This window comes from Curvibacter cyanobacteriorum (genome assembly GCF_028649475.1).
GTDB lineage: Bacteria > Pseudomonadota > Gammaproteobacteria > Burkholderiales > Burkholderiaceae_C > Curvibacter > Curvibacter cyanobacteriorum.
In genome coordinates this window covers 269,554-288,331 of sequence record NZ_JAQSIP010000003.1, presented here as the reverse complement: position 1 = coordinate 288,331, position 18,778 = coordinate 269,554, and the positions used below count along the sequence as shown (strand labels likewise).

Sequence of the window (18,778 nt, the reverse complement as noted above, 5' to 3'; positions counted from 1 at the left end):
AAAATGGGGCGCCAACAAAAGAAAAGCCCGCGCTACTGAAAGGTAGCATCGGGCTTTGATGGCTCCGGAAGCAGATCAGGCTTCGGACTTGTTCTTCAGCACCTGACGACCACGGTAGAAGCCGTTCGGGCTGATGTGGTGACGCAGGTGGATTTCACCGGTGGTGGCTTCCACAGCGATGCCCGGCACGTTCAGGGCATTGTGCGAGCGGTGCATACCGCGCTTGGAAGGGGACTTTTTGTTTTGCTGGACAGCCATGTCAGGCTCCTGGACTTAAGGGTTGTTACATGAACCTGCACAGGGACTCTGCATCCCAGCACAAGCAACTCAGTGAGTGCGAAATCGATGAAATTCAACTCAATCAGCGCGGCAACCAGATCAAAAAGACGCCTAGGAATTCGCGCGAAGCCTTAGATTATATCCCAAGACCGGGCTTTAGCCCAGCCCCCCTTTTTTGAGCTTGGCCAAGGCGGCAAAGGGATTGGGTTTTTCGGCCTCGGCGGCCTTGTAGTCTTCGTCCTCCACCACCATCGGCACCTCTTCGGGGCAGATGTCATGGCGCGGCACCACGGGCAGCTCCATCAGCAACTCGTCCTCGATCAGCTCGAGCAGGTTGAACTCTTTGCTCAGGGCCAGCACATCTTCTTCGGACTCATCGTCCTCGGCTTCGGCCATGGCCTCGTCCTTGACGAAGCGGAACGAACGGTCCACCCACAGCCCGGTGTCCACCGGCCCCAGGCAGCGTTGGCACACCTGGCTCAAGGTGGCTTCGGCCTGCAGGTGCAACCAGATTTGATCGGCGCCGCCGGTCACGGGGCGGGTCTCGCCCTGGGCGCTCCAACGCACCTCGTGCGTCAGCGGGGTGCCCGGTGCGGACTCTTCAACCAGGCGCTGAAACTGGCCGACCGGGGCCTGACCAGACAGCTCATCGCCGGCCTGGGCCAAAGCCTTCAGGTCCAAGCGTTCCAGGGAATACTCTTTCTTCATGCGCGCAGTGTAAGAGAATCGCCCGCATGAACCCAAGTGCGCCCACGCCCTCCCCCTCGACGCCCGCCCAGCGCCCCCTGGTGCTGGGCTCCACCTCGCGCTACCGCCGCGAACTGCTGCAACGCCTGAACCTGCCCTTTGAAGTGGCGTCCCCGGACGTCGATGAAACGCCGCTGCCTGGCGAAGCGCCCATCGACCTGGCCCAGCGCCTGGCCCTGGCCAAGGCCCAGGCCGTGGCGCGCCAGTTTCCGCAGGCCGTGGTGATTGGCTCCGACCAGGTGGCCGACCTGGCGGGTGAACCGCTGGGCAAGCCCGGCAACCACGAACGCGCCGTGACCCAGTTGCGCCGCATGCGAGGCCAGACGGTGGTGTTCCAGACCGCGGTGGCCGTGGTGTGCCAGGACAGCGGCTTTGCCCAAACCGAACTGGCCCAGGTGAAAGTGAAGTTCCGCGACCTCAGCGACGCCGAGATCGAACACTACCTGCGCACCGAGCAACCTTACGACTGCGCCGGCAGCGCAAAAAGCGAAGGCCTGGGCATCGCCCTGCTGAGCGCCATCGAAAACGACGACCCCACCGCCCTGGTGGGACTTCCCCTGATCCGCACCTGCAGCCTGCTGCAGGCCGCCGGCCTCCGATTGCTCTGATGAACACCCCTCAAGCCCAGGCCCCCAAGGGCCGCCTGTACCTGGTCCCTGCCCCACTGGACTTTGGCTGCCCCGAGCAGGCCCCAGTGACCGATGTGATCCCGACCCACACCCTGCAAACGGCGGCCGGCCTGCGCCACTGGGTGTGCGAGAACGCCAAAAGCGCCCGCGCCTACCTCAAGCGCATCGGCGAGCACCACCCCCTGGTGGCCCCGCTGCAAGAGCAATCGCTGCAGGAACTGCCGCGCCATGTGCACAAGAAAGGCGACCACGAAGCCGGTCAGTTTGACGCCCGCCCCCTGCTGGCCCCGGCCCTGGCCGGCCATGACATGGGGCTGATCAGCGAAGCCGGCATGCCCGCGGTGGCCGACCCGGGTTCGTCGGTGGTGCGCGCCGCCCACGACCTGGGGCTGGAAGTCATCCCCCTGACGGGCCCGGTGTCGCTGCTGCTGGCCCTGGCGGCCAGCGGCTTGAATGGCCAGAACTTCGCCTTTGTCGGCTACCTGCCGCAGGATGCCGGCGAGCGCAGCCAGCGCCTCAAGGAACTGGAGTCTTTTGCCTTGCGCACCGGACAAACCCAGATCTTCATCGAGACCCCCTACCGCAACCCCGCGCTGTGGCAGGCCCTGGTGCAGACCCTGCAGCCCAACACGCGGCTGGCGATCAGCCTGGGGCTGACGCTGGCCTCAGGCCGCAACCGCAGCGATCTGGTGAAAAACTGGCGCCAGCAAGCCCATCAGGGCAAAGCCGCGGGCAAGGACAAGAGCGCCTTCCCCCCGGCGGACACCCCGGCGGTGTTCAGCATCGGGCGCTGAGGCCCCGGAGGGGCCGAGGCACTGCGCTCAGCGCAGTGCCGGCACCGACTTGAGGGCGCGCACCGCGCCCTCGCCAAAGGCGGCACCAAAGCGCTTGGCCAGGCGTTCGGCCACGTTGTCGCGGCGGGTGTAGTCCACCAGGTCTTCGGCCTTGACCACCTCGCGGGCGACAAAGTCGAGGTTGCCCAGCTGGTCGGCCAGGCCCATCTCCACCGCCTGCTCGCCGGTCCAGAACAAGCCGCTGAAGGTCTCGGGCGTTTCCTTGAGGCGGCTGCCACGGCCAGCCTTGACCACCGCAATGAACTGCTTGTGGATCTGATCCAGCATGGCCTGCGCAAACACACGCTGCTTTTCGGTCTGCGGGCTGAAGGGGTCGAGGAAGCCCTTGTTCTCGCCCGCCGTGAGCAAGCGGCGCTCAACGCCCACCTTGTCCATCAGACCCGTGAAGCCAAATCCGTCCATCAGCACGCCAATGCTGCCGACGATGCTGGCCTTGTCGACGAAGATCTGGTCCGCACCCGCGGCGATGTAGTAGGCCGCCGAGGCGCAGGACTCTTCGACCACCGCGTAGACCGGCTTGTTGTGCTTTTCCTTGAGGCGGCGGATCTCGTCGTTGATGATGCCCGCCTGCACCGGACTGCCGCCCGGCGAGTTGATCAGCAGGACCACCGCCTGAGCGCCCTCGTCCTCGAAAGCACTGCGCATGGCCGCCACCACGAATTCGGCCCCGGCGTCGGCGCCCGCGGCGATCTCGCCCTTGATCTCCACCACGGCGGTGTGGGGCGTGCTCTTGTCGGTCACCGGCGCGGTGCGGCTGAAGGCCAGCCAGCCACCGACCAGCAAGACCGCCAACCAGGCCAGGCGGAAGAAGTTGCGCCAGCGGCGCGCCGCCTGCTGCTCGCGCAGGGACGCAAAGGCCAGCTTCTCGAGCGTCGCACGCTCCCAACCGGGCGGCAGGGCCGCCGCCGGGGTGGCCGGTGCCGGTGCCGGGCTCGCGGCAGGCGCCGCGGGCTCACGCACCGGAGCGGAGGCATCGGCGGGCGCAGCGAACGAGCCGGGGGCGTCGGTGGGTTCTGGCTTGGTGGGATCCGTCATCTCAAAATTCAACTGGGTGCAGGTTGTAGGCAGTATGCCAGTGGACCACGCCGTCACGCTCGGACAACTCAATGCGGATCAGGCCACCGCGGCAGGGCCCACCCCGACACGCGCCACTGTCGGGCGCGTAAGCGGCGCCATGGGTGGCGCACAGCAACCACTGCCCCGTGTCGTCAAAGAAGCGGTTGGGCTGGTAGTCCATCTCCATGGCCACATGGGTGCAGCGGTTCAGGTAGGCGTGCACCTGCCCCTCATAGCGAATGGCAAAGGCGCGGCAGGTCTGACCGGCGTACACCACGTCAAACGGTACCGCCTGGCCAGACGACGTCAGATCGTTGCTGTTGCACAACGGAATCAGCTCACTCATCCCGGACCCTCCTGGTCAAATCAAGGTGCCCAAAGCGCTTGCTCAGGCGTTTTGCAACAGCCAGTCGCGCAAATCGGCCACCGAATGGGCGATGTGCAGGGGCTTGAGCGCATGGAAAGCAGCGGGCTCGTGGGCACCATAAGTGACCCCGACGCTGGCGCAACCCGCGTTCACCGCCATCTGCAGGTCGTGGGTGGTGTCGCCAATCATCAAGGTGCGCTCTGGCGCCACATCGAACTCGGCCATCAGCTCGTGCAACATGCGCGGATCGGGCTTGCCCGCGGTTTCATCAGCGGTGCGCGAACCGTCGAACACCCCGCGCAACGCCACCGAGTGCAGCGCCTCGTCGAGGCCGCGCCGGCTCTTGCCGGTGGCCACGGTGATCAGGTGCTGGCGCTCCCGCAGTTGCTGCAGCAGGGGCAGCACGCCCTCGAACAGGGCGATGTCGTCCTGGTGCTTGGCGTAGTGGTAGCGGTAACGGCGGCCCAGTTCAGGGTATTTTTCAGGCGGCACATCGGGCGCCGCATGGGCCAGCGCCTGCATCAAGGCCATGCCGATGACGTAGGCCGCCGCCTCGTCCGAGGGCCGTTGCCCCCCCACATCGACCACCGCCGCCTGGATGCAGCGCACGATGATCTGGGTCGAATCAAACAAAGTGCCATCCCAGTCGAAGGCGATCAGGTCAAACTGGCGGGCACGCGGGGCAGAGAGGGTCATGGTTGGGCGGCAGACGGGGTGGTGGGCGCCCCGGAGGGCGGAAGTTGGTCGACAAACTGCTGCAACTCCGGCGGCAACGGTTCTTCCAGGCTGATGCGCTCGGCACTGACCGGGTGATTGAACTGCAAACGCCACGCGTGCAAGAACATGCGCTTGAGCCCCTGCTTCTGCAGGCGCCGGTTCAGCTCGAAGTCACCATACTTGTCATCGCCGGCGATGGCGTGACCGCTGGAGGCCAGATGCACCCGGATCTGGTGGGTGCGGCCCGTCTTGATGGTCACCTCCAACAGCGAAAACACCGGCAACCCAGCCAGCTGCACGGGCGCCGATCGCGATTGCACCTTGACCAAGGTCACGGCGCGCATGGCGTCGGGGTGGTCTTTTTCCACTACGCGCACGCGCCGTTCGCCGTCGGGCAGCAGGTATTTCTGCAAGGCCGAATCAATGACCTTCTTGTTGCCCGGCCAGCTGCCCCCCGCCAAGGCGAGGTAGGTCTTGCCGGTTTCGCGCTCGCGGAACTGGTCTTGCAAATGCACCAAAGCAGAGCGCTTCTTGGCCAGCAGCAAGATGCCGGAGGTTTCCCGGTCCAGGCGGTGCACCAGCTCCAAAAACTTGGCCTGGGGGCGCGCCTGGCGCAGCTGCTCGATGACGCCAAAGCTCACCCCGCTGCCACCATGCACGGCCACGCCAGCCGGCTTGGCGATGGCCAGCACGTGGTCGTCTTCGTACAAAACCGGGAATTCGCGCGCCGGGGCGGGCGAAGCCTCCTTCTCGGCGGCGCGCTCAGATTGACGCACGGGCGGCAAACGCACCAGATCCCCCGCTTTCACCCGGGTGTCTGCCGACGCCCGGCCTTTGTTCACCCGCACCTCGCCGCTGCGGATGATGCGGTAAACATGGGTCTTGGGCACGCCTTTGAGTTGGCGGATCAGAAAGTTGTCCAAGCGCTGTCCGGCCGACTCTTCGTCCACTTCGACCAGGCTGGCCGAGACCGCTGCGGGCTGGACTTGGGGTCCAACTTTGCCCTCTATAATGTGTTTCACTAGCGCTTTGCTGTAACTGGTTGATTCGTCTGGAGTTTAGTCCAGTCCCACCTCCGCAGCGCTGGCAAGGTCGATGCCGACTGGCTTGTGGCAAGTAGATCACGCACCACAGGGCGTGATGACGGTGCCCCAATCCCAGATGGGCCGGCACTTTGAAACACCGATACGGAATACCCATGCCTGAGGGCCTGCTGATGACTGTCAGCTGGGCCTCGGGCGGATCAAAGCGAGACATATTGTGCTGATGGCGCTGATTCATACCTGCTTGCAGTGGCTAGAGCCACGGTCGCATGGCATGGAATCACCCATGGTGCCCGCCTACCGGGCACCTGACGCCGCACCCTTTGCGGCCACACGGCAACCCCTCTCCCTCGCCCCCATCCACGCGCCCCCGCCCGACACCTGAGCCCAAGGCTCGGTGGTGTTGCGGCTACTTTGGCAATTCCCTTCGTTTCAAAGCGTCTGTTCCGGCATCGTTGGCTCATTTCGGGCCTGTTGAAGATTTGACGATTGCATGGACCTGAGGGTCCAGGAAGGACACGCATCATGAAACGGATGCTGATCAATGCCACCCAGGCAGAAGAACGCCGTTTGGCCATCGTGGACGGGCAGAAGCTGCTCGACTACGAGATCGAAATTGAAGGTCGCGAACAGCGCAAGGGCAACATCTACAAGGCCGTCGTGACCCGCGTCGAGCCCAGCCTCGAAGCCTGTTTTGTGGACTACGGCGAAGACCGCCACGGCTTTCTGCCTTTCAAAGAAATTTCGCGCCAGTACTTCGCGCCCGGCGTGTCGCCGAGCCAGGCCCGCATCAACGATGTGATCCGTGAGGGCCAGGAACTGCTGGTCCAGGTCGAAAAAGAAGAACGTGGCAACAAGGGCGCGGCCCTGACCACCTTCGTCAGCCTGGCAGGCCGCTACGTCGTGCTGATGCCCAACAACCCGCGGGGGGGTGGCGTGTCGCGCCGCATCGAGGGCGAAGACCGGGCCGAACTCAAAGAAGCCATGGACCAGTTGGAATACCCCAACGGCATGTCCATCATCGCCCGCACCGCCGGCATTGGCCGCTCGGCCCCGGAACTGCAATGGGACCTGAACTACCTGCTCAAGCTCTGGAACGCCATCGACGGCGCGGCCAAGGGCGGCAAGGGCGCCTACCTGATCTACCAGGAATCGAGCCTGGTGATCCGCGCGATCCGTGACTACTTCAACCACGACATCGGCGACATCCTGATCGACACCGACGACATCTATGAACAGGCGCAGCAGTTCATGGCCCACGTCATGCCGGAGCACGCCGCGCGCGTGAAGCGCTACCGCGACGACGCGCCGCTGTTCAGCCGCTTCCAGATCGAACACCAGATCGAATCGGCCTACGCCCGCACCGTGACCCTGCCCTCGGGCGGCGCCATCGTGATCGACCACACCGAAGCGCTGGTCAGCGTGGACGTCAACTCGGCCCGCGCCATCAAGGGCGGTGACATCGAGGAAACCGCCACCCGCACCAACCTCGAAGCGGCTGACGAAGTGGCCCGCCAGATGCGCCTGCGTGACCTGGGCGGCCTGATCGTGATCGACTTCATCGACATGGAAGAGTCGAAGAACCGCCGCGAAGTGGAGAACCGCCTGCGCGACGCGCTGCGCCAAGACCGCGCCCGCGTGCAGTTTGGCACCATCAGCAAATTCGGCCTGATGGAAATGAGCCGCCAGCGCCTGAAGCCGGCGCTGTCGGAAGGCTCGTCCATCCCCTGCCCGCGTTGCGGCGGTGCGGGCCACATCCGCGACACCGAAAGCTCGGCACTGCAGATCCTGCGCATCATCCAGGAAGAGTCCATGAAGGACAACACCGCCGCCGTGCACGTGCAAGTGCCGGTCGAAGTGGCCTCCTTCCTGCTCAATGAAAAGCGCACCGAGATCGCCAAGATCGAAGTCAAGCAACGCCTCAGCGTGCTGCTGGTGCCCAACAAGGCGCTGGAAACCCCGCACTACAAGCTGGAACGTCTGAAGCACGACGACCCGCGCCTGGACCACATTGAAGCCAGCTACAAGATGGCCGAAGTGGTCGACGACGCCACCACCGTGACACGTCGCTCGCAAGAACCCACCAACAAGCAAACCCCGGTGATCAAGGGCGTGCTGCCCGACGCGCCGGCGCCGCAAGCCGTGCCCAAGCCCGAAGGCGCAGCCTCGACCGTCGGTCGTGGCCGTGGCGCGGACAAGGCCAGCCCGGCCGCTGCTGCGCCCGCCCCGGTCGCCGCCCCTGCGGCACCGGCCGACACCGGCTTCTTTGGCTGGCTCAAGGGCCTGTTTGGCGTCAAGGCCGCCGAACCCGCGCCCGTGGCGCCGGTGGTGACCGAAGTCAAGAAGGAAGACAAGCGCGAAGGCCGCCCGGGCGAGCGCGGTGAGCGTGGCGAAGGCCGCAACAACCGCCGTGGCGAAGGCCGCGGTGAAGGTCGCAACGGTGAACGCGGCGAGCGTGGCGAAGGCCGCAATGGCCGCCGTGGCGAAGGCCGTGGTGACCGCCCTGAACGTGGTGAACGCACCGAGCGCGGCGAAGCACGCGCCCCGCGCGAAGCCGGTGACACCCGCCCGCCGCGCAGCGAGCGCCCCGAAGGCGAAGCCCGCCGTGACGGCCGGGGTGAGCGTGCCGAGCGCGGTGAGCGCCCCGAAGGCGGTCGCCGTGAGCGCGGCGAACGCGGTCCGCGTCAGGAACGCCCGGACAACGGCGCCCCGATCGAGCAACGCGCCGCATTCGATGCGACCCAGGCGAACGCCGAAACCCTGCCGCCCCCAGTGACGCTGGACGAGGCGGGCAACCCGGTGGCAGAAACCCGCCCCGAACGCGGCCCGCGCCGCGAACGTGGTGAGCGCGGCGAGCGCACCGAAGGGGGTCGCCGTGAACGTGGCCCGCGCCAAGACCGTGGCCCGCGCCCGGTGGACGGCGCCGCCGAAGGCCAAGCGGCACCGGTTGCCGCCCAGGGTGACGAGCGCCCGGCAGCGGCCCAGGTCGATGCAGGCCAAGCCCCGCTGCCAGACGCTGACGGCCAGGCCGCCCAACGCCCGGCCGGCGCCGAAGGCGACGAACAGCGCCGCGAGCGCCGTTCGCGTGACCGCTACGGCCGTGACCGCCGCGAACGCAACAACGGCGAGCGCGCCCCGCGCGAACCCGGTGCTGGCGACAACGCCCAGGCCCTGAACGCCGACGCCCCGCTGGCGGCTGCGCCGGTGGCAGAAGCCCTGGTGAATGCCGTGCAGGCCGCCCCGAGCGAAGCGCCGGTGAGCCCGGTGGCCGCCGCCCCAGTGGCTGCGCCGGCACCGGCCGAAGCCCCCGCCGTCGCGGCGCCCGTGGCCCCGGCCGCCGCGCCGGCCGTGGCCGAGGCTCTGCCCAAGGTGACCGCCTTTGAGCTGCCGATGGCTGAACTGCAACAAATCGCCGAATCCTCGGGTCTGCAGTGGGTCAATTCGGACGCCGACAAGGTGGCGGCCGTGCAAGCCGCCATCGCCGCCGAGCCCAAGCCGGTGCATGTGCCGCGCGAGCGCCCGCCCGTGGTGGTGATCGAAGAAGGCCCGCTGGTGCTGGTGGAGACCCGCCGTGACCTGAGCGAACTGAAGCTGCCCTTCGAGCAGAACACCTGATCGGCCTCGGCCCGATGAAAATCGCCTCCTCGGAGGCGATTTTTTTTGCCCCACCCGCTTTGCCGCGGGTCGCCCTGGGGTCTTCGCGATCTGGGCACAATGCCGTCCTGACCCGAGCCCTTCTGAAAAGTCCCATGTTGTTCCTGCTCTCCCCCGCCAAGTCCCTGGACTACGAATCGCCGCTGCCGGCCGGCCTTCAGCCCTCGCAGCCCCTGTTCACCGACCAGTCGCAGCAGCTCATCGAGGTACTGCGCCAACAGTCACCGCAGGACATCGCCAGCCTCATGAGCCTCAGCGACAAGCTGGCCGCGCTCAATGTGGCGCGCTACGAGGCCTGGTCGCCACGCCACACCCCCAACAACGCCCGCCCGGCCGTGCTGGCCTTCAACGGTGATGTCTACGAGGGCCTGCAAGCCCACAGCCTGTCGCCCGAGGCGCTGCAGTGGGCCCAGCAACACCTGGCCATCCTCAGCGGCCTGTACGGCGTGCTGCGGCCGCTTGATGCCCTGCAGCCCTACCGCCTTGAAATGGGCACCCGACTGGCCACGCCGGCAGGCAAGGACCTCTACCAGTTCTGGGGCGCGCGCATCGCCGAGCACCTGAACCAACGCCTGCAAGCCGACGTGACGCCGGTGATCGTCAACCTGGCGTCGCAGGAGTATTTCAAGTCGGTGCAGCGCAAGGTGCTCAAGGCGCGCGTGATCGAATGCGTGTTCGAGGACTGGAAGGGCGGCCAATACAAGATCATCAGCTTTCATGCCAAGCGCGCCCGAGGCCTGATGGCCCGCTACGCCATCACCCAACGCGTGAACCTGCCCCAGCAACTGGAAGGTTTTGCACTGGAGGGCTACGCCTTCGTGCCCGCCAGCAGCGAACCCGATCGGCTGGTGTTCCGACGCCGGCAGGCGTGAGCCTGGCCCAGCGCCCCCCCGCTTTGTTCACCCAGGGCACGACTGCGCTTAGCATTGACAGCCTCACTGTTCCTGACCTTGCCATGACGAACGCCGCCCACCCCTCGTCGCGCTTGCAGCAATCCATCACCCCCGAGCTGACCCGCTGGATCACCGAGCAGAGTGAGGCCGGTCACGGCCCGGCCAGCGTGCTGCAGGCCATGCAGGCGGCCGGCTGGGACGAGGCGGTGGCCCTGCTGGCGCTCGAGCAGACCCTGAACCAGCAGCTCGACCTCGCCAGCCACCAGGCGGTGGCGACCCGCGTGCCGCCCCAGCAGCCCCTGCCGGGCCCCGAGCTCGAGGGTTCGCCGCTGTACCTGGACGCGGGCGACCGCCAGGTGGCCGTCTTGATGCAGGTCCAACACCCCAGGCTGGTGGTGTTTGGCGACCTGCTCAGCGCCGAGGAGTGCGAGGCCCTGATCGCCGCCGCCGAGCCGCGCCTGGCGCGCTCGCGCACCGTGATGACCCAGACCGGCGGTGAAGAGGTCAGCGTCGACCGCACCAGCGACGGCATGTTCTTCAGCCGCGGCGAAAGCGAGCTGATCCGGCGCATCGAGCAGCGCATCGCCCGCCTGCTGAACTGGCCCGTCCTGCACGGGGAAGGGCTGCAGGTGCTGCACTACGGCCCAGGCGCCGAGTACAAGCCGCACTACGACTACTTCGACCCGCACGAGCCCGGCACGCCGACCATCCTGAAGCGCGGAGGTCAGCGCGTCGGCACCCTGGTGATGTACCTCAACGACCCCGAACAAGGCGGCGGCACCACCTTCCCCGACCTGCAACTGGAGGTCGGCCCGCGCCGCGGCAATGCGGTCTTCTTCAGCTACGCGCAAGCCCACCCGTCGAGCCGGACCCTGCATGGCGGGGCCCCGGTGCTCAAGGGCGAGAAGTGGGTGGCCACCAAGTGGCTGCGGGAAGGTGAATTTCACTGAGCCTGCCGACGCCGCCACCGGCGCCCCAGGCGCCACAACGCCCCTGCCCCAGCGGCCCCTGAGGCCGCCCCCCCCACAGCCCACCATCCCTTCTCATGAACACCCCAGAACAATCCCAGCTCGGCAAGGCCTCGGCCTATGTCGACCAGTACGACGCCAGCCTGCTGTTCCCGATCCCGCGCCTGGGCAAGCGCGCCGAAATCGGTGTCACCGGCACGCCGCCCTTTTTTGGTGCCGACCTGTGGACCGCGTTTGAACTGTCGTGGCTCAACCCACGCGGCAAGCCGCAGGTGGCCCTGGCCCACATCACGGTGCCGTGCGAGAGCCCGAACATCATCGAGAGCAAGTCTTTCAAGCTCTACCTGAACAGCTTCAACAACACCCGCTTCGCCGACGCCAGCGAGGTGCAGGCCCGCCTGCGCCAGGACCTCAGCGAAGCCGCCTGGCGCGGCGCGGCCCAGCCCTCGAGCGTGGGGGTCAAGCTGCTGTCGCCTGAGCTGTTTGACCGCGAGCCAGTGCACGAACTCGACGGCCTCAACCTCGACCGACTGGACATCGAGTGCCAGCACTACACCCCGGCGCCGGCGCTGCTGAGCGCCGCCACCGGCGAGGCCCCGGTCACCGAAACCCTGACCAGCCAACTGCTCAAGAGCAACTGCCTGGTCACCGGTCAGCCCGACTGGGGCAGCGTGCAGATCCAGTACAGCGGCCCTCAGATCGACCAGGCCGGTCTGCTGGCCTACCTGGTGAGCTTTCGCAACCACAACGAGTTCCACGAGCAATGCGTGGAGCGCATCTTCATGGACCTGTGGACGCGCTGCCAACCGATCAAGCTGTCGGTGTACGCGCGCTACACGCGGCGCGGTGGTCTGGACATCAACCCCTTCCGCACCAGCCACCCGCAGGCGCTGCCCGCCAACGTGCGCACCGCGCGCCAATGAGGTGAGGCCCTCGGACCGGGGGCCACCTCATCAGGGCATCACAAAAACGCTGACCGAGCGCTCCAGCGATCGCGCGCTGCTGCTCAGCGACTGGGCCGCCGCCGCGGACTGTTCGACCAGGGCTGCGTTCTGCTGGGTCGCACTGTCGAGCTGGACCACCGCCTCGTTGATCTGCGACAGCCCGGTCGACTGCTCGCGCGCCGCGGCACTGATCTGATTGACCAGGGCGCCGACCCGCGCCACCGAGCTCACCACCTCTTCGATCGTGTGGCCCACGCCCTGCACCTGGCGGGCCCCGTCATGCACCTGCTGCGACGAGCCCACGATCAACTCGCGGATCTCCTTGGACGCATTGGCGCTGCGCTGGGCCAGTGCGCGCACCTCGGACGCCACCACCGCAAAGCCCCGGCCCTGCTCGCCCGCGCGCGCGGCCTCGACCGCGGCATTGAGCGCCAGGATGTTGGTCTGGAACGCGATGCCCTCGATCACGCCGATGATCTCGCTGACCTTGTCGGACGAGCGTTCGATGGCGCCAATCGCCTGCGCGGCCTGCTGCATCGCGACACCGCCTTTTTGGGCCATCTCCATGCTGCGGTCGCTCTCGCCCGACACCTGGGTCGAGGTGTCGGCGGTGTGCCGCACCGTGCTGGAGATCTCCTCCATCGAGGCCGCCGTCTGCTCCAGCGCGCTGGCCTGGGCCTCGGTGCGCGCCGACAGGTCGTTGGCCCCCTGCGCAATCTCGCTGGCGGACTGGGTGAAGCCTTCAATTTCGTTGCGCACATCGCCCACCACGGCGCGCAGGTTGACCTGGATCTGCACCAGGCGCTTGATCAGCGAGGCCATGGGCTCGGGGTGGTCGGCCTGCACCGAGGTGCTGAGGTTGCAGCCTGACAGGTCGCCCGCAAAGCGCACCGCCTCATCCAGGCTGGCGGTGATGCGCCAGCGGAACCAGGCTGCAATGCCCAACCCCGCCAACAGCAGGATCGCCGCCCGGGCCCAGACCGCCGTGGCGCCAACAAGGCCCAGGGCATCCGGCAGCAGCGTGGCCAGCCCCATGAACAGCAGCATCAGCCCCAGGCGCGCAGGCAGGTCCAGGCGCCCCAGCCGCGCCAGCAGACCACGCCAGCCGGTGGGCCGGATTTCGCCGCCGTGCAGCACCAGGGTGGCCCGCCCTTGCTCGGCCTCGGTCCGCATTTGCGCGTACAGGGCCTCGGCCTGCTGCACCGCCTCGCGGCTGGGCTTGATGCGCACCGACATGTAGCCCGAGGGCTTGCCGTGGCTCATGATGGGCGTGACATTGGCCTGCACCCAATAGTGGCTGCCGTCTTTGCGCCGGTTCTTGACCAGGCCCGTCCAGGGGCGCCCGCGACCGATGGTGGCCCACATGTCCTTGTAGGCCGCCGCGGGCATGTCGGGGTGGCGGATCAGGTTGTGCGGCTGCCCGATCAGCTCCTCGTAGGAGAAACCGCTGACATGCACAAACGCCGGGTTGCAGTGGGTGATCACGCCCCGGGTGTCGGTGGTGGAAACCAGCAGCTCATCCTCCGGAAAAAGGAACTCTTGCTGCGTGACCGGCAAATTAACTCTCATCTTGAACCTCGCCATCAACACTGACAGGAATGCCCACAATGAATCGGTGTCCAGGCCCCACACACCCCGACGCGGGGTCACGGCCCTGTGCCTGTTCCCACCGATCCTCCCCTGAGTTGCACGGTCGCCAGGGCGGTGTTTCCCCCAGTAGCGCCCCACGCACTCTGACAGCCTGAGCCCCCGCCGCAGGGGCACGACTGCTTTGTTTAATGCTTAAAAATGTAACACCCGTACTGGACGCGCGGGGTCTATTTGACGCAGAAATTGACTTGCATCAAGCGGGTGAGTCGGAGGTGACCCGTCCTCAGGCCAAGTCGCGGAACGGGGTCAGCGGCGACAGCGGTGTGAAGTCACCTGCGCGTTTCTGCTTTTGCGCCTGCACCGCCTCGCCCACATGCGCATTGCTCCAGATCGCGCCTTGCAACCAGCCCATCTGGCGCAGCGAGTCGTCCACCGAATGGTCGCGTGCATAGTGGATGGCCTGCTTGCTACCCCAGATGGCCACCGGGGGTTTGGCGGCGATCTCGCGCGCGCACTGCAAGGCCGCCGCCAAGGTGGCCTCGGCGCTGTCGAACACCTCGTTGACCAGGCCGCAACCCAGGGCCCGCGCGGCCCCGAGGCGGCGTCCGGTGTAGGCCAGTTCCTTGACCAGGCCCAGCGGGATCAGCTTGGGCAGGCGCTGCAGGGTGCCGACGTCGGCCACCATGCCGATGTTGATCTCCTGGATGCAGAAGAAGGCATCGGCACTGGCGTAACGGATGCAGCAGGCCGTCACCATGTCCACCGCGCCGCCCACGCAGCCGCCCTGGATGGCCGCGATGACGGGCATGCGCAGCGACTCCAGGCGGCTGAAGGTGGACTGCATGTCGGTCAACAGGTCGAAGATCGCGGCCCGGCCCTCGGGGCTCTGGTCGTCCATGGTGATGGCCCCCCCGAAGGTGTCCAGCGCCATGCCGGCACTGAAATGCTTGCCCGTGCTGGAGATCACCAGCGCCCGGGCGCTGCCCTCGCGGTGCAGCTGGGCCAGCAGTTCGTCGAGCTCGCGCCAGAACTGCGGGTTCATGGTGTTCATGGCCTCGGGCCGGTTCAGCACCAGGTGGGCCACGTGATCGGTCTGGCTAAGGGTGAAGCAGTGCATGGGGGTCTCCTGATCGGGCCGCAAAGGGGCCTCTGGGTTGGGGGGTACGGCAGCCAATTTAGCGCTCTCCGTCCCGCCGATCAGGCAAACAGGCGACAAACCCGGGACCTGCCGCACCGCCCCGCACCGACACCGGGCCAGGCCCTCCCAATGGGGCCGGCTCAGTCCCCCAGGGCGCCGGGCCCGCACCGCGGGCTCAACGGCGTCGGCGAGGCACCACGCTGAGCTGGTAGTCCAGACTCAACGGCGCCGTGCCCAGCGTCACACTGCGCGGCGCCAGGGCCTGCACCTCGTCGGCCTGCCACAGGCGCACCGAGGCCGGGCCCATCGGCAGGCCTTGCAGGGTCAGGGTGCCGTCGGCACCGGTCTTGCCGACCCACGGCGACTCGGCCACATAGACATGGCCGCGCATCGAGCTGTGCAGATGGCAGCCCAGCACGTAGACGCCGGCCTGGTCAAAAGCGCGTTCCTGGCTGCTGGGGGCCTGGCCGTCCACCAGGCCACTGAGGCGAAACTCCATGCCGCCGCCCTCGCTGAGGCGGTTCAGGCTGGCGGGCAGCACCCGCACATGGTGGTCCCAGCGGTCCTGGTTGGTGAAGCGCAGCCGGGTGCCCGCCTGCACCACGCTGACGCGCGGGATGAACTGCATTTTTTCCTGGGCGACCAGGGCCGGGCTGGCCGCCGCCCCCGCGGGCCGGGACTCGGGCCCCTGTGCGGGCAAGACCTCGAGCACCGCGTCGGCCACGGGCTGGCCCTCGCGGTCCACCACGCGCACCTGCAAGGTGCTGGCCTGGGCCGCCCAGTTGCCCCAGGCGAACGCCAGCAGGCCGAGCAGGCGCCACGACGGCCCCCAGCCCGCCCGCGACGGGCCACGCTGCGGCGCCCGAGCGCGCGCCCGCACGGGCCCGGCGCCGCTCAAAGCGATCGACATCTTGGTTTGCATCAAACGACAGTTCCTCATCGCGCGATGATCTCGCGGTGCATCGGCGCCAACCGCGCCAGCAACTGATTTTGCACCCGGAAGGCAATGCCCTGGGCGTCCATGGCGGCCTGCAGGTCCTCGACCAGGGCGTTGAACTGGGCGCGGCGAATGTTCATGTCCTCATGGGCGGTGCGCATGTCCACGCCTTGGTAAACACAGGGCCCGCCAGCCACCTGGCAGATCTGCTCGGTCAGCTGCTCTTTGAGGTGGGGCAGGTTGGATTCCCGAAACGCCTCGCTCAGGCGCGGATCTGCGGCCAGCCGGTTCACAAAATCATCCATCAGGCGGCTGATGCCGGCCTTCTCCCCCAGGCTGCGGTAAAGCGCGCTGTCCGCCGAGGCTGGGGACGCCGACAACGCCGCAGTCGGTGGGGTGGCAGGGCTGGACTGGGCCCAGGCACTGAGACCGAGGCCCCCCCAAAGGCACAGAAGAACAACGCAGGATTTCATGCTGAAAACTCCAATCGGGGAATGGCAGGGGTGGTGACTGAGTGAGGCACTGGTCGCACCGGGCCGGGGCTCAGAAGGACCAGCTCGTCGCGAGGAACAGCCCCCGCTGGCGCCGGTCCCGGGTCACGCCCGGCACCACGCGCCCCAGGTCCACGCAGGCCGCGGTCAGCGTCCACTGGCGGGTCGGCGACCAGACCACGAACACATCGCGCCAGGTGTCCTGGCGCAAGGCCGAGCCCAGGCCCGCGGCCCGACCCACGGCCTCGAGGTTGTTGGGGTGGCGGCGCAGCTCGGCGCCCACGGCCAGGTCCTTGCGCAGCAGGTAGGCCACCGACACCTCAGGTTGCCAGGAGCGCGACGGCCGCCCCGGGGCCGCCGCCCCGAAGCCCAGCAACCCGCCCTGGTTGGCGTTGGTGTAGCGCAGGGTGGCGTTGAGCAACAGCCCCTGCGCCAACAGCAGCTTGCTGGCCGACACATACAGGTCGGTGCCCTGGGTCTTGGCGCCGACAAAATCGAGCACCGGGCGCAGGCTGCCCGCATCGGTGCGTTTGAACTGCGCGCCCACCGCCACCTGGGGCAGGAGGGTGTCGCTGTCGAGCAGCGCCTCACCGGCCACGCGCCACTTGACGCCCAGCACGTCCATGCGGATGTGCTGACCGGGCGTCACTGCAAAACCCAGGCCGTTGAGGGCCACCGCGGGCGAGGCGTCAAAGTCTTGTCGGGCCACCGACAACTCGAGCCGGTCGTCCCATGCCCAGGCCAGGCCCAGCGTGTCCAGGCCGTAGTCGCGGGTGCGCAGGCGGCTCGCGCTGACGCTGAGGCCGTGTTCGTCCTCGGTGGCCTGGGTGCCGATCAAGGCCCAGGGGGTGATGCCGCCACCGGCAGTGCCCTCGACCGTGCTGATGCCCCCGGTCAGCGGCAGCTTGCCGGTGTCCGACCAGACCGGGAAGGCTGGGGCAGCCAGGGCGCAGCACAGCGCCAGCAAACGCAATCGGATGGACGTCAACGCAGGTCTCCTGAAGGGGCGGTGGTGGGCGGGGCGGACCCCTCGCCTTTGTACGCCGCATACCGCTCAGTTCAATCAAATACCCGTTTGTCCTATGGTGCTTTGGGGATTTGGGGCGAGCCGCGCGCTCCAGCGCCCCACGCGCGCCGAACCCACCGCCCCCGGGTAAGCCGATCGCGGGCCTCGGGCGCTACGCCCTGGTGGCGCCGAACCCACCGTCCCCGGGTAAGCCCCTGTGTCCAAAAGCACACAGCAGCCCGCCGGGCGTGGGCTCAGAACAATTGGTCCATGGGGGCTCGGGGTGGCAAAGCGCCCGGGGCTGGGCCTGGCACAGGCAGCGGCAAACCATCCTCACCCAGGCGCTGCAGACCACCGACCCGCACCCCCAGCAAGCGAAAGCGGCGCGTCAGATCGACCCGCTTGAGGCACTGACCGGCGGTCAGGCGGATGCGGGCCGCGTCTGCGGTCGGTTCGGCCAGGGTCTGGTCGCGGGTCACGATGCGGAAGTCGTCATAGCGCAGCTTGACCCCGATGGTGCGCCCCACATAGCCCTTGCGCTGCAGATCGGCGGCCACGCGTTCGCACAGCTGGGTGAAGATCTGCCCCAGTTCGGCACGGTCGTGGCGCGCATGCAGGTCGCGCTCGAAGGTGGTTTCACGACTCATCGACACCGGCTCGCTTTCGGTGACCACGGGGCGCTCGTCCCGGCCCCAGGCCGCGTCGTGCAACCAGGCCCCATAAGCCTTGCCGAAGGTGGCCTGCAACCAGTCCCGTGGCCGCTGGGCCAGCTCACCCAGGGTGTGGATGCCGTGAGCGGCGAGCTTTTGCTCGGCCTTGGGGCCGATGCCGTTGACCTTGCGACACGACAGCGGCCAGATGCGCTCGTGCACCTCATGGGCCTGCAGCACGGAGATGCCATTGGGCTTGTTGAACTCGCTGGCCATCTTGGCCAGCAGCTTGTTGGGGGCCACGCCGACCGAGCAGGTCAGCCCCGTGGCTTCAAAAATGCTTTTCTGGATCAGCCGGGCCAGCACCCGCCCCCCTTCGCGCTGGCCACCGGGGACGTCGGTGAAGTCGATGTAGACCTCGTCCACGCCGCGGTCCTCCATGCAGGGGGCAATGTCGGTGATGACGCTTTTGAAGCGGCGCGAAAACTGGCGGTACTCGTCAAAGTCCACCGGCAGCAGGATTGCCTGGGGGCACAGGCGGGCCGCCTTCATCAAGCCCATCGCCGAGCCCACGCCAAACTGTCGCGCCGCATACGTCGCGGTGGTGATGACGCCGCGCCCGGTGTAGCCAGCCAGGCGCGGAAACGCCTCCAGCGGCAAGTCGGCACCAGCGGCCAGCACCGAGTCCACGCCACGGCGCCCGCCCCCAATGACCACCGGCAAGCCTTTGAGCTGCGGGTAACGCAGCAGCTCGACCGAGGCGTAGAACGCGTCCATGTCGAGGTGGGCGATGCGGCGCTGGCGGCCCGAGGCCG

Annotated in this window: 18 protein-coding genes; 6 read left to right on the top strand and 12 right to left on the bottom strand. The window is 67.5% G+C overall.

Translation table 11 applies throughout. The features are described from left to right. Positions 1–75 precede the first annotated feature (75 nt). A complete protein-coding gene (gene rpmF, locus PSQ40_RS07910; protein WP_273950374.1) occupies positions 76–258 on the bottom strand; it encodes a 50S ribosomal protein L32 in 183 nt (60 codons plus the stop codon). 177 nt (positions 259–435) lie between these two features. Beyond that, on the bottom strand, positions 436–987 hold the full coding sequence (locus tag PSQ40_RS07905) for a YceD family protein (protein ID WP_273950373.1): 552 nt from the start codon (positions 985–987) through the stop codon (positions 436–438). A 26-nt stretch (positions 988–1,013) separates the two neighbouring features. Here PSQ40_RS07905 and PSQ40_RS07900 point away from each other — a divergent pair, with 26 nt between their 5' ends. Both PSQ40_RS07900 and PSQ40_RS07895 read left to right on the top strand, forming a co-directional pair. Next, positions 1,014–1,634 (top strand): Maf family protein, encoded by a 621-nt coding sequence (locus PSQ40_RS07900; protein WP_273950371.1) that lies wholly within the window; start codon positions 1,014–1,016, stop codon positions 1,632–1,634. Next, positions 1,634–2,449, top strand: coding sequence for an SAM-dependent methyltransferase (locus PSQ40_RS07895; RefSeq protein WP_273950369.1), 816 nt, complete (start codon positions 1,634–1,636; stop codon positions 2,447–2,449). Before PSQ40_RS07900 ends, PSQ40_RS07895 begins: the two co-directional genes overlap by 1 nt. A 27-nt stretch (positions 2,450–2,476) precedes the next feature. On the opposite strand, the gene PSQ40_RS07890 is transcribed toward PSQ40_RS07895, so the two are convergent. The 4 genes from PSQ40_RS07890 to PSQ40_RS07875 are packed head-to-tail and all read right to left on the bottom strand — an operon-like array spanning position 2,477 to position 5,671. Next, positions 2,477–3,544 (bottom strand): S49 family peptidase, encoded by a 1,068-nt coding sequence (locus tag PSQ40_RS07890; RefSeq protein WP_273950367.1) that lies wholly within the window; start codon positions 3,542–3,544, stop codon positions 2,477–2,479. 1 nt (position 3,545) lies between these two features. Then, on the bottom strand, positions 3,546–3,911 hold the full coding sequence (locus tag PSQ40_RS07885; protein WP_273950366.1) for a Rieske (2Fe-2S) protein: 366 nt from the start codon (positions 3,909–3,911) through the stop codon (positions 3,546–3,548). Between the two features lie 42 nt (positions 3,912–3,953). Continuing rightward, positions 3,954–4,628, bottom strand: coding sequence for an HAD family hydrolase (locus PSQ40_RS07880; protein WP_273950364.1), 675 nt, complete (start codon positions 4,626–4,628; stop codon positions 3,954–3,956). Next, positions 4,625–5,671 carry an RluA family pseudouridine synthase gene (locus tag PSQ40_RS07875; RefSeq protein WP_337961822.1) on the bottom strand — a complete coding sequence of 349 codons (1,047 nt, stop codon included), beginning with the start codon at positions 5,669–5,671 and terminating at the stop codon, positions 4,625–4,627. Before PSQ40_RS07875 ends, PSQ40_RS07880 begins: the two co-directional genes overlap by 4 nt. Before the next feature lie 546 nt (positions 5,672–6,217). Between PSQ40_RS07875 and PSQ40_RS07870 the strand changes: the two genes are divergently transcribed. From PSQ40_RS07870 to queF, 4 genes are all read left to right on the top strand, one after another. Continuing rightward, positions 6,218–9,307, top strand: a complete 3,090-nt coding sequence (locus PSQ40_RS07870) for an Rne/Rng family ribonuclease (protein WP_273950362.1) — start codon at positions 6,218–6,220, stop codon at positions 9,305–9,307. 134 nt (positions 9,308–9,441) lie between these two features. Continuing rightward, complete coding sequence (yaaA, locus tag PSQ40_RS07865) at positions 9,442–10,218, top strand: peroxide stress protein YaaA (protein WP_273950360.1); 777 nt, start codon at positions 9,442–9,444, stop codon at positions 10,216–10,218. 83 nt (positions 10,219–10,301) lie between these two features. Next, on the top strand, positions 10,302–11,189 hold the full coding sequence (locus PSQ40_RS07860) for a prolyl hydroxylase family protein (protein WP_273950357.1): 888 nt from the start codon (positions 10,302–10,304) through the stop codon (positions 11,187–11,189). A 95-nt stretch (positions 11,190–11,284) separates the two neighbouring features. Next, positions 11,285–12,130 (top strand): NADPH-dependent 7-cyano-7-deazaguanine reductase QueF, encoded by an 846-nt coding sequence (gene queF, locus PSQ40_RS07855; RefSeq protein ID WP_273950355.1) that lies wholly within the window; start codon positions 11,285–11,287, stop codon positions 12,128–12,130. Between the two features lie 30 nt (positions 12,131–12,160). Here queF and PSQ40_RS07850 read toward each other — a convergent pair whose 3' ends face one another. The 6 genes from PSQ40_RS07850 to dinB form a co-directional block, all read right to left on the bottom strand. Continuing rightward, positions 12,161–13,720, bottom strand: coding sequence for a methyl-accepting chemotaxis protein (locus PSQ40_RS07850; protein ID WP_273950353.1), 1,560 nt, complete (start codon positions 13,718–13,720; stop codon positions 12,161–12,163). A gap of 304 nt (positions 13,721–14,024) precedes the next feature. Beyond that, positions 14,025–14,858, bottom strand: coding sequence for an enoyl-CoA hydratase-related protein (locus PSQ40_RS07845; RefSeq protein WP_273950352.1), 834 nt, complete (start codon positions 14,856–14,858; stop codon positions 14,025–14,027). A gap of 196 nt (positions 14,859–15,054) precedes the next feature. After that, complete coding sequence (locus tag PSQ40_RS07840) at positions 15,055–15,801, bottom strand: cupredoxin domain-containing protein (protein WP_273950350.1); 747 nt, start codon at positions 15,799–15,801, stop codon at positions 15,055–15,057. Positions 15,802–15,815: 14 nt separating this feature from the next. Then, positions 15,816–16,289: a group I truncated hemoglobin gene (locus PSQ40_RS07835; protein WP_273950348.1), complete on the bottom strand. Its 474-nt coding sequence runs from the start codon at positions 16,287–16,289 to the stop codon at positions 15,816–15,818. A 70-nt stretch (positions 16,290–16,359) separates the two neighbouring features. After that, entirely contained in the window at positions 16,360–17,286 is a 927-nt protein-coding gene (locus tag PSQ40_RS07830) for a DUF3034 family protein (protein WP_273951149.1), read from the bottom strand. A gap of 281 nt (positions 17,287–17,567) precedes the next feature. Continuing rightward, complete coding sequence (gene dinB / locus PSQ40_RS07825; protein ID WP_273951148.1) at positions 17,568–18,740, bottom strand: DNA polymerase IV; 1,173 nt, start codon at positions 18,738–18,740, stop codon at positions 17,568–17,570. Positions 18,741–18,778 lie beyond the last annotated feature (38 nt).

Excerpts from the sequence above, each read along its gene's own strand:
- PSQ40_RS07900 (WP_273950371.1), top strand. The coding sequence starts at position 1,014 with ATGAACCCAAGTGCGCCCACGCCCTCCCCCTCGACGCCCGCCCAGCGC.
- PSQ40_RS07880 (WP_273950364.1), bottom strand. The coding sequence starts at position 4,628 with ATGACCCTCTCTGCCCCGCGTGCCCGCCAGTTTGACCTGATCGCCTTC.
- PSQ40_RS07850 (WP_273950353.1), bottom strand. The coding sequence starts at position 13,720 with ATGAGAGTTAATTTGCCGGTCACGCAGCAAGAGTTCCTTTTTCCGGAG.
- rpmF (WP_273950374.1), bottom strand. The coding sequence starts at position 258 with ATGGCTGTCCAGCAAAACAAAAAGTCCCCTTCCAAGCGCGGTATGCAC.
- PSQ40_RS07890 (WP_273950367.1), bottom strand. The coding sequence starts at position 3,544 with ATGACGGATCCCACCAAGCCAGAACCCACCGACGCCCCCGGCTCGTTC.
- PSQ40_RS07885 (WP_273950366.1), bottom strand. The coding sequence starts at position 3,911 with ATGAGTGAGCTGATTCCGTTGTGCAACAGCAACGATCTGACGTCGTCT.
- PSQ40_RS07905 (WP_273950373.1), bottom strand. The coding sequence starts at position 987 with ATGAAGAAAGAGTATTCCCTGGAACGCTTGGACCTGAAGGCTTTGGCC.
- PSQ40_RS07840 (WP_273950350.1), bottom strand. The coding sequence starts at position 15,801 with ATGCAAACCAAGATGTCGATCGCTTTGAGCGGCGCCGGGCCCGTGCGG.
- queF (WP_273950355.1), top strand. The coding sequence starts at position 11,285 with ATGAACACCCCAGAACAATCCCAGCTCGGCAAGGCCTCGGCCTATGTC.
- yaaA (WP_273950360.1), top strand. The coding sequence starts at position 9,442 with ATGTTGTTCCTGCTCTCCCCCGCCAAGTCCCTGGACTACGAATCGCCG.
- PSQ40_RS07895 (WP_273950369.1), top strand. The coding sequence starts at position 1,634 with ATGAACACCCCTCAAGCCCAGGCCCCCAAGGGCCGCCTGTACCTGGTC.
- PSQ40_RS07845 (WP_273950352.1), bottom strand. The coding sequence starts at position 14,858 with ATGCACTGCTTCACCCTTAGCCAGACCGATCACGTGGCCCACCTGGTG.
- PSQ40_RS07870 (WP_273950362.1), top strand. The coding sequence starts at position 6,218 with ATGAAACGGATGCTGATCAATGCCACCCAGGCAGAAGAACGCCGTTTG.
- dinB (WP_273951148.1), bottom strand. The coding sequence starts at position 18,740 with ATGGACGCGTTCTACGCCTCGGTCGAGCTGCTGCGTTACCCGCAGCTC.
- PSQ40_RS07860 (WP_273950357.1), top strand. The coding sequence starts at position 10,302 with ATGACGAACGCCGCCCACCCCTCGTCGCGCTTGCAGCAATCCATCACC.
- PSQ40_RS07835 (WP_273950348.1), bottom strand. The coding sequence starts at position 16,289 with ATGAAATCCTGCGTTGTTCTTCTGTGCCTTTGGGGGGGCCTCGGTCTC.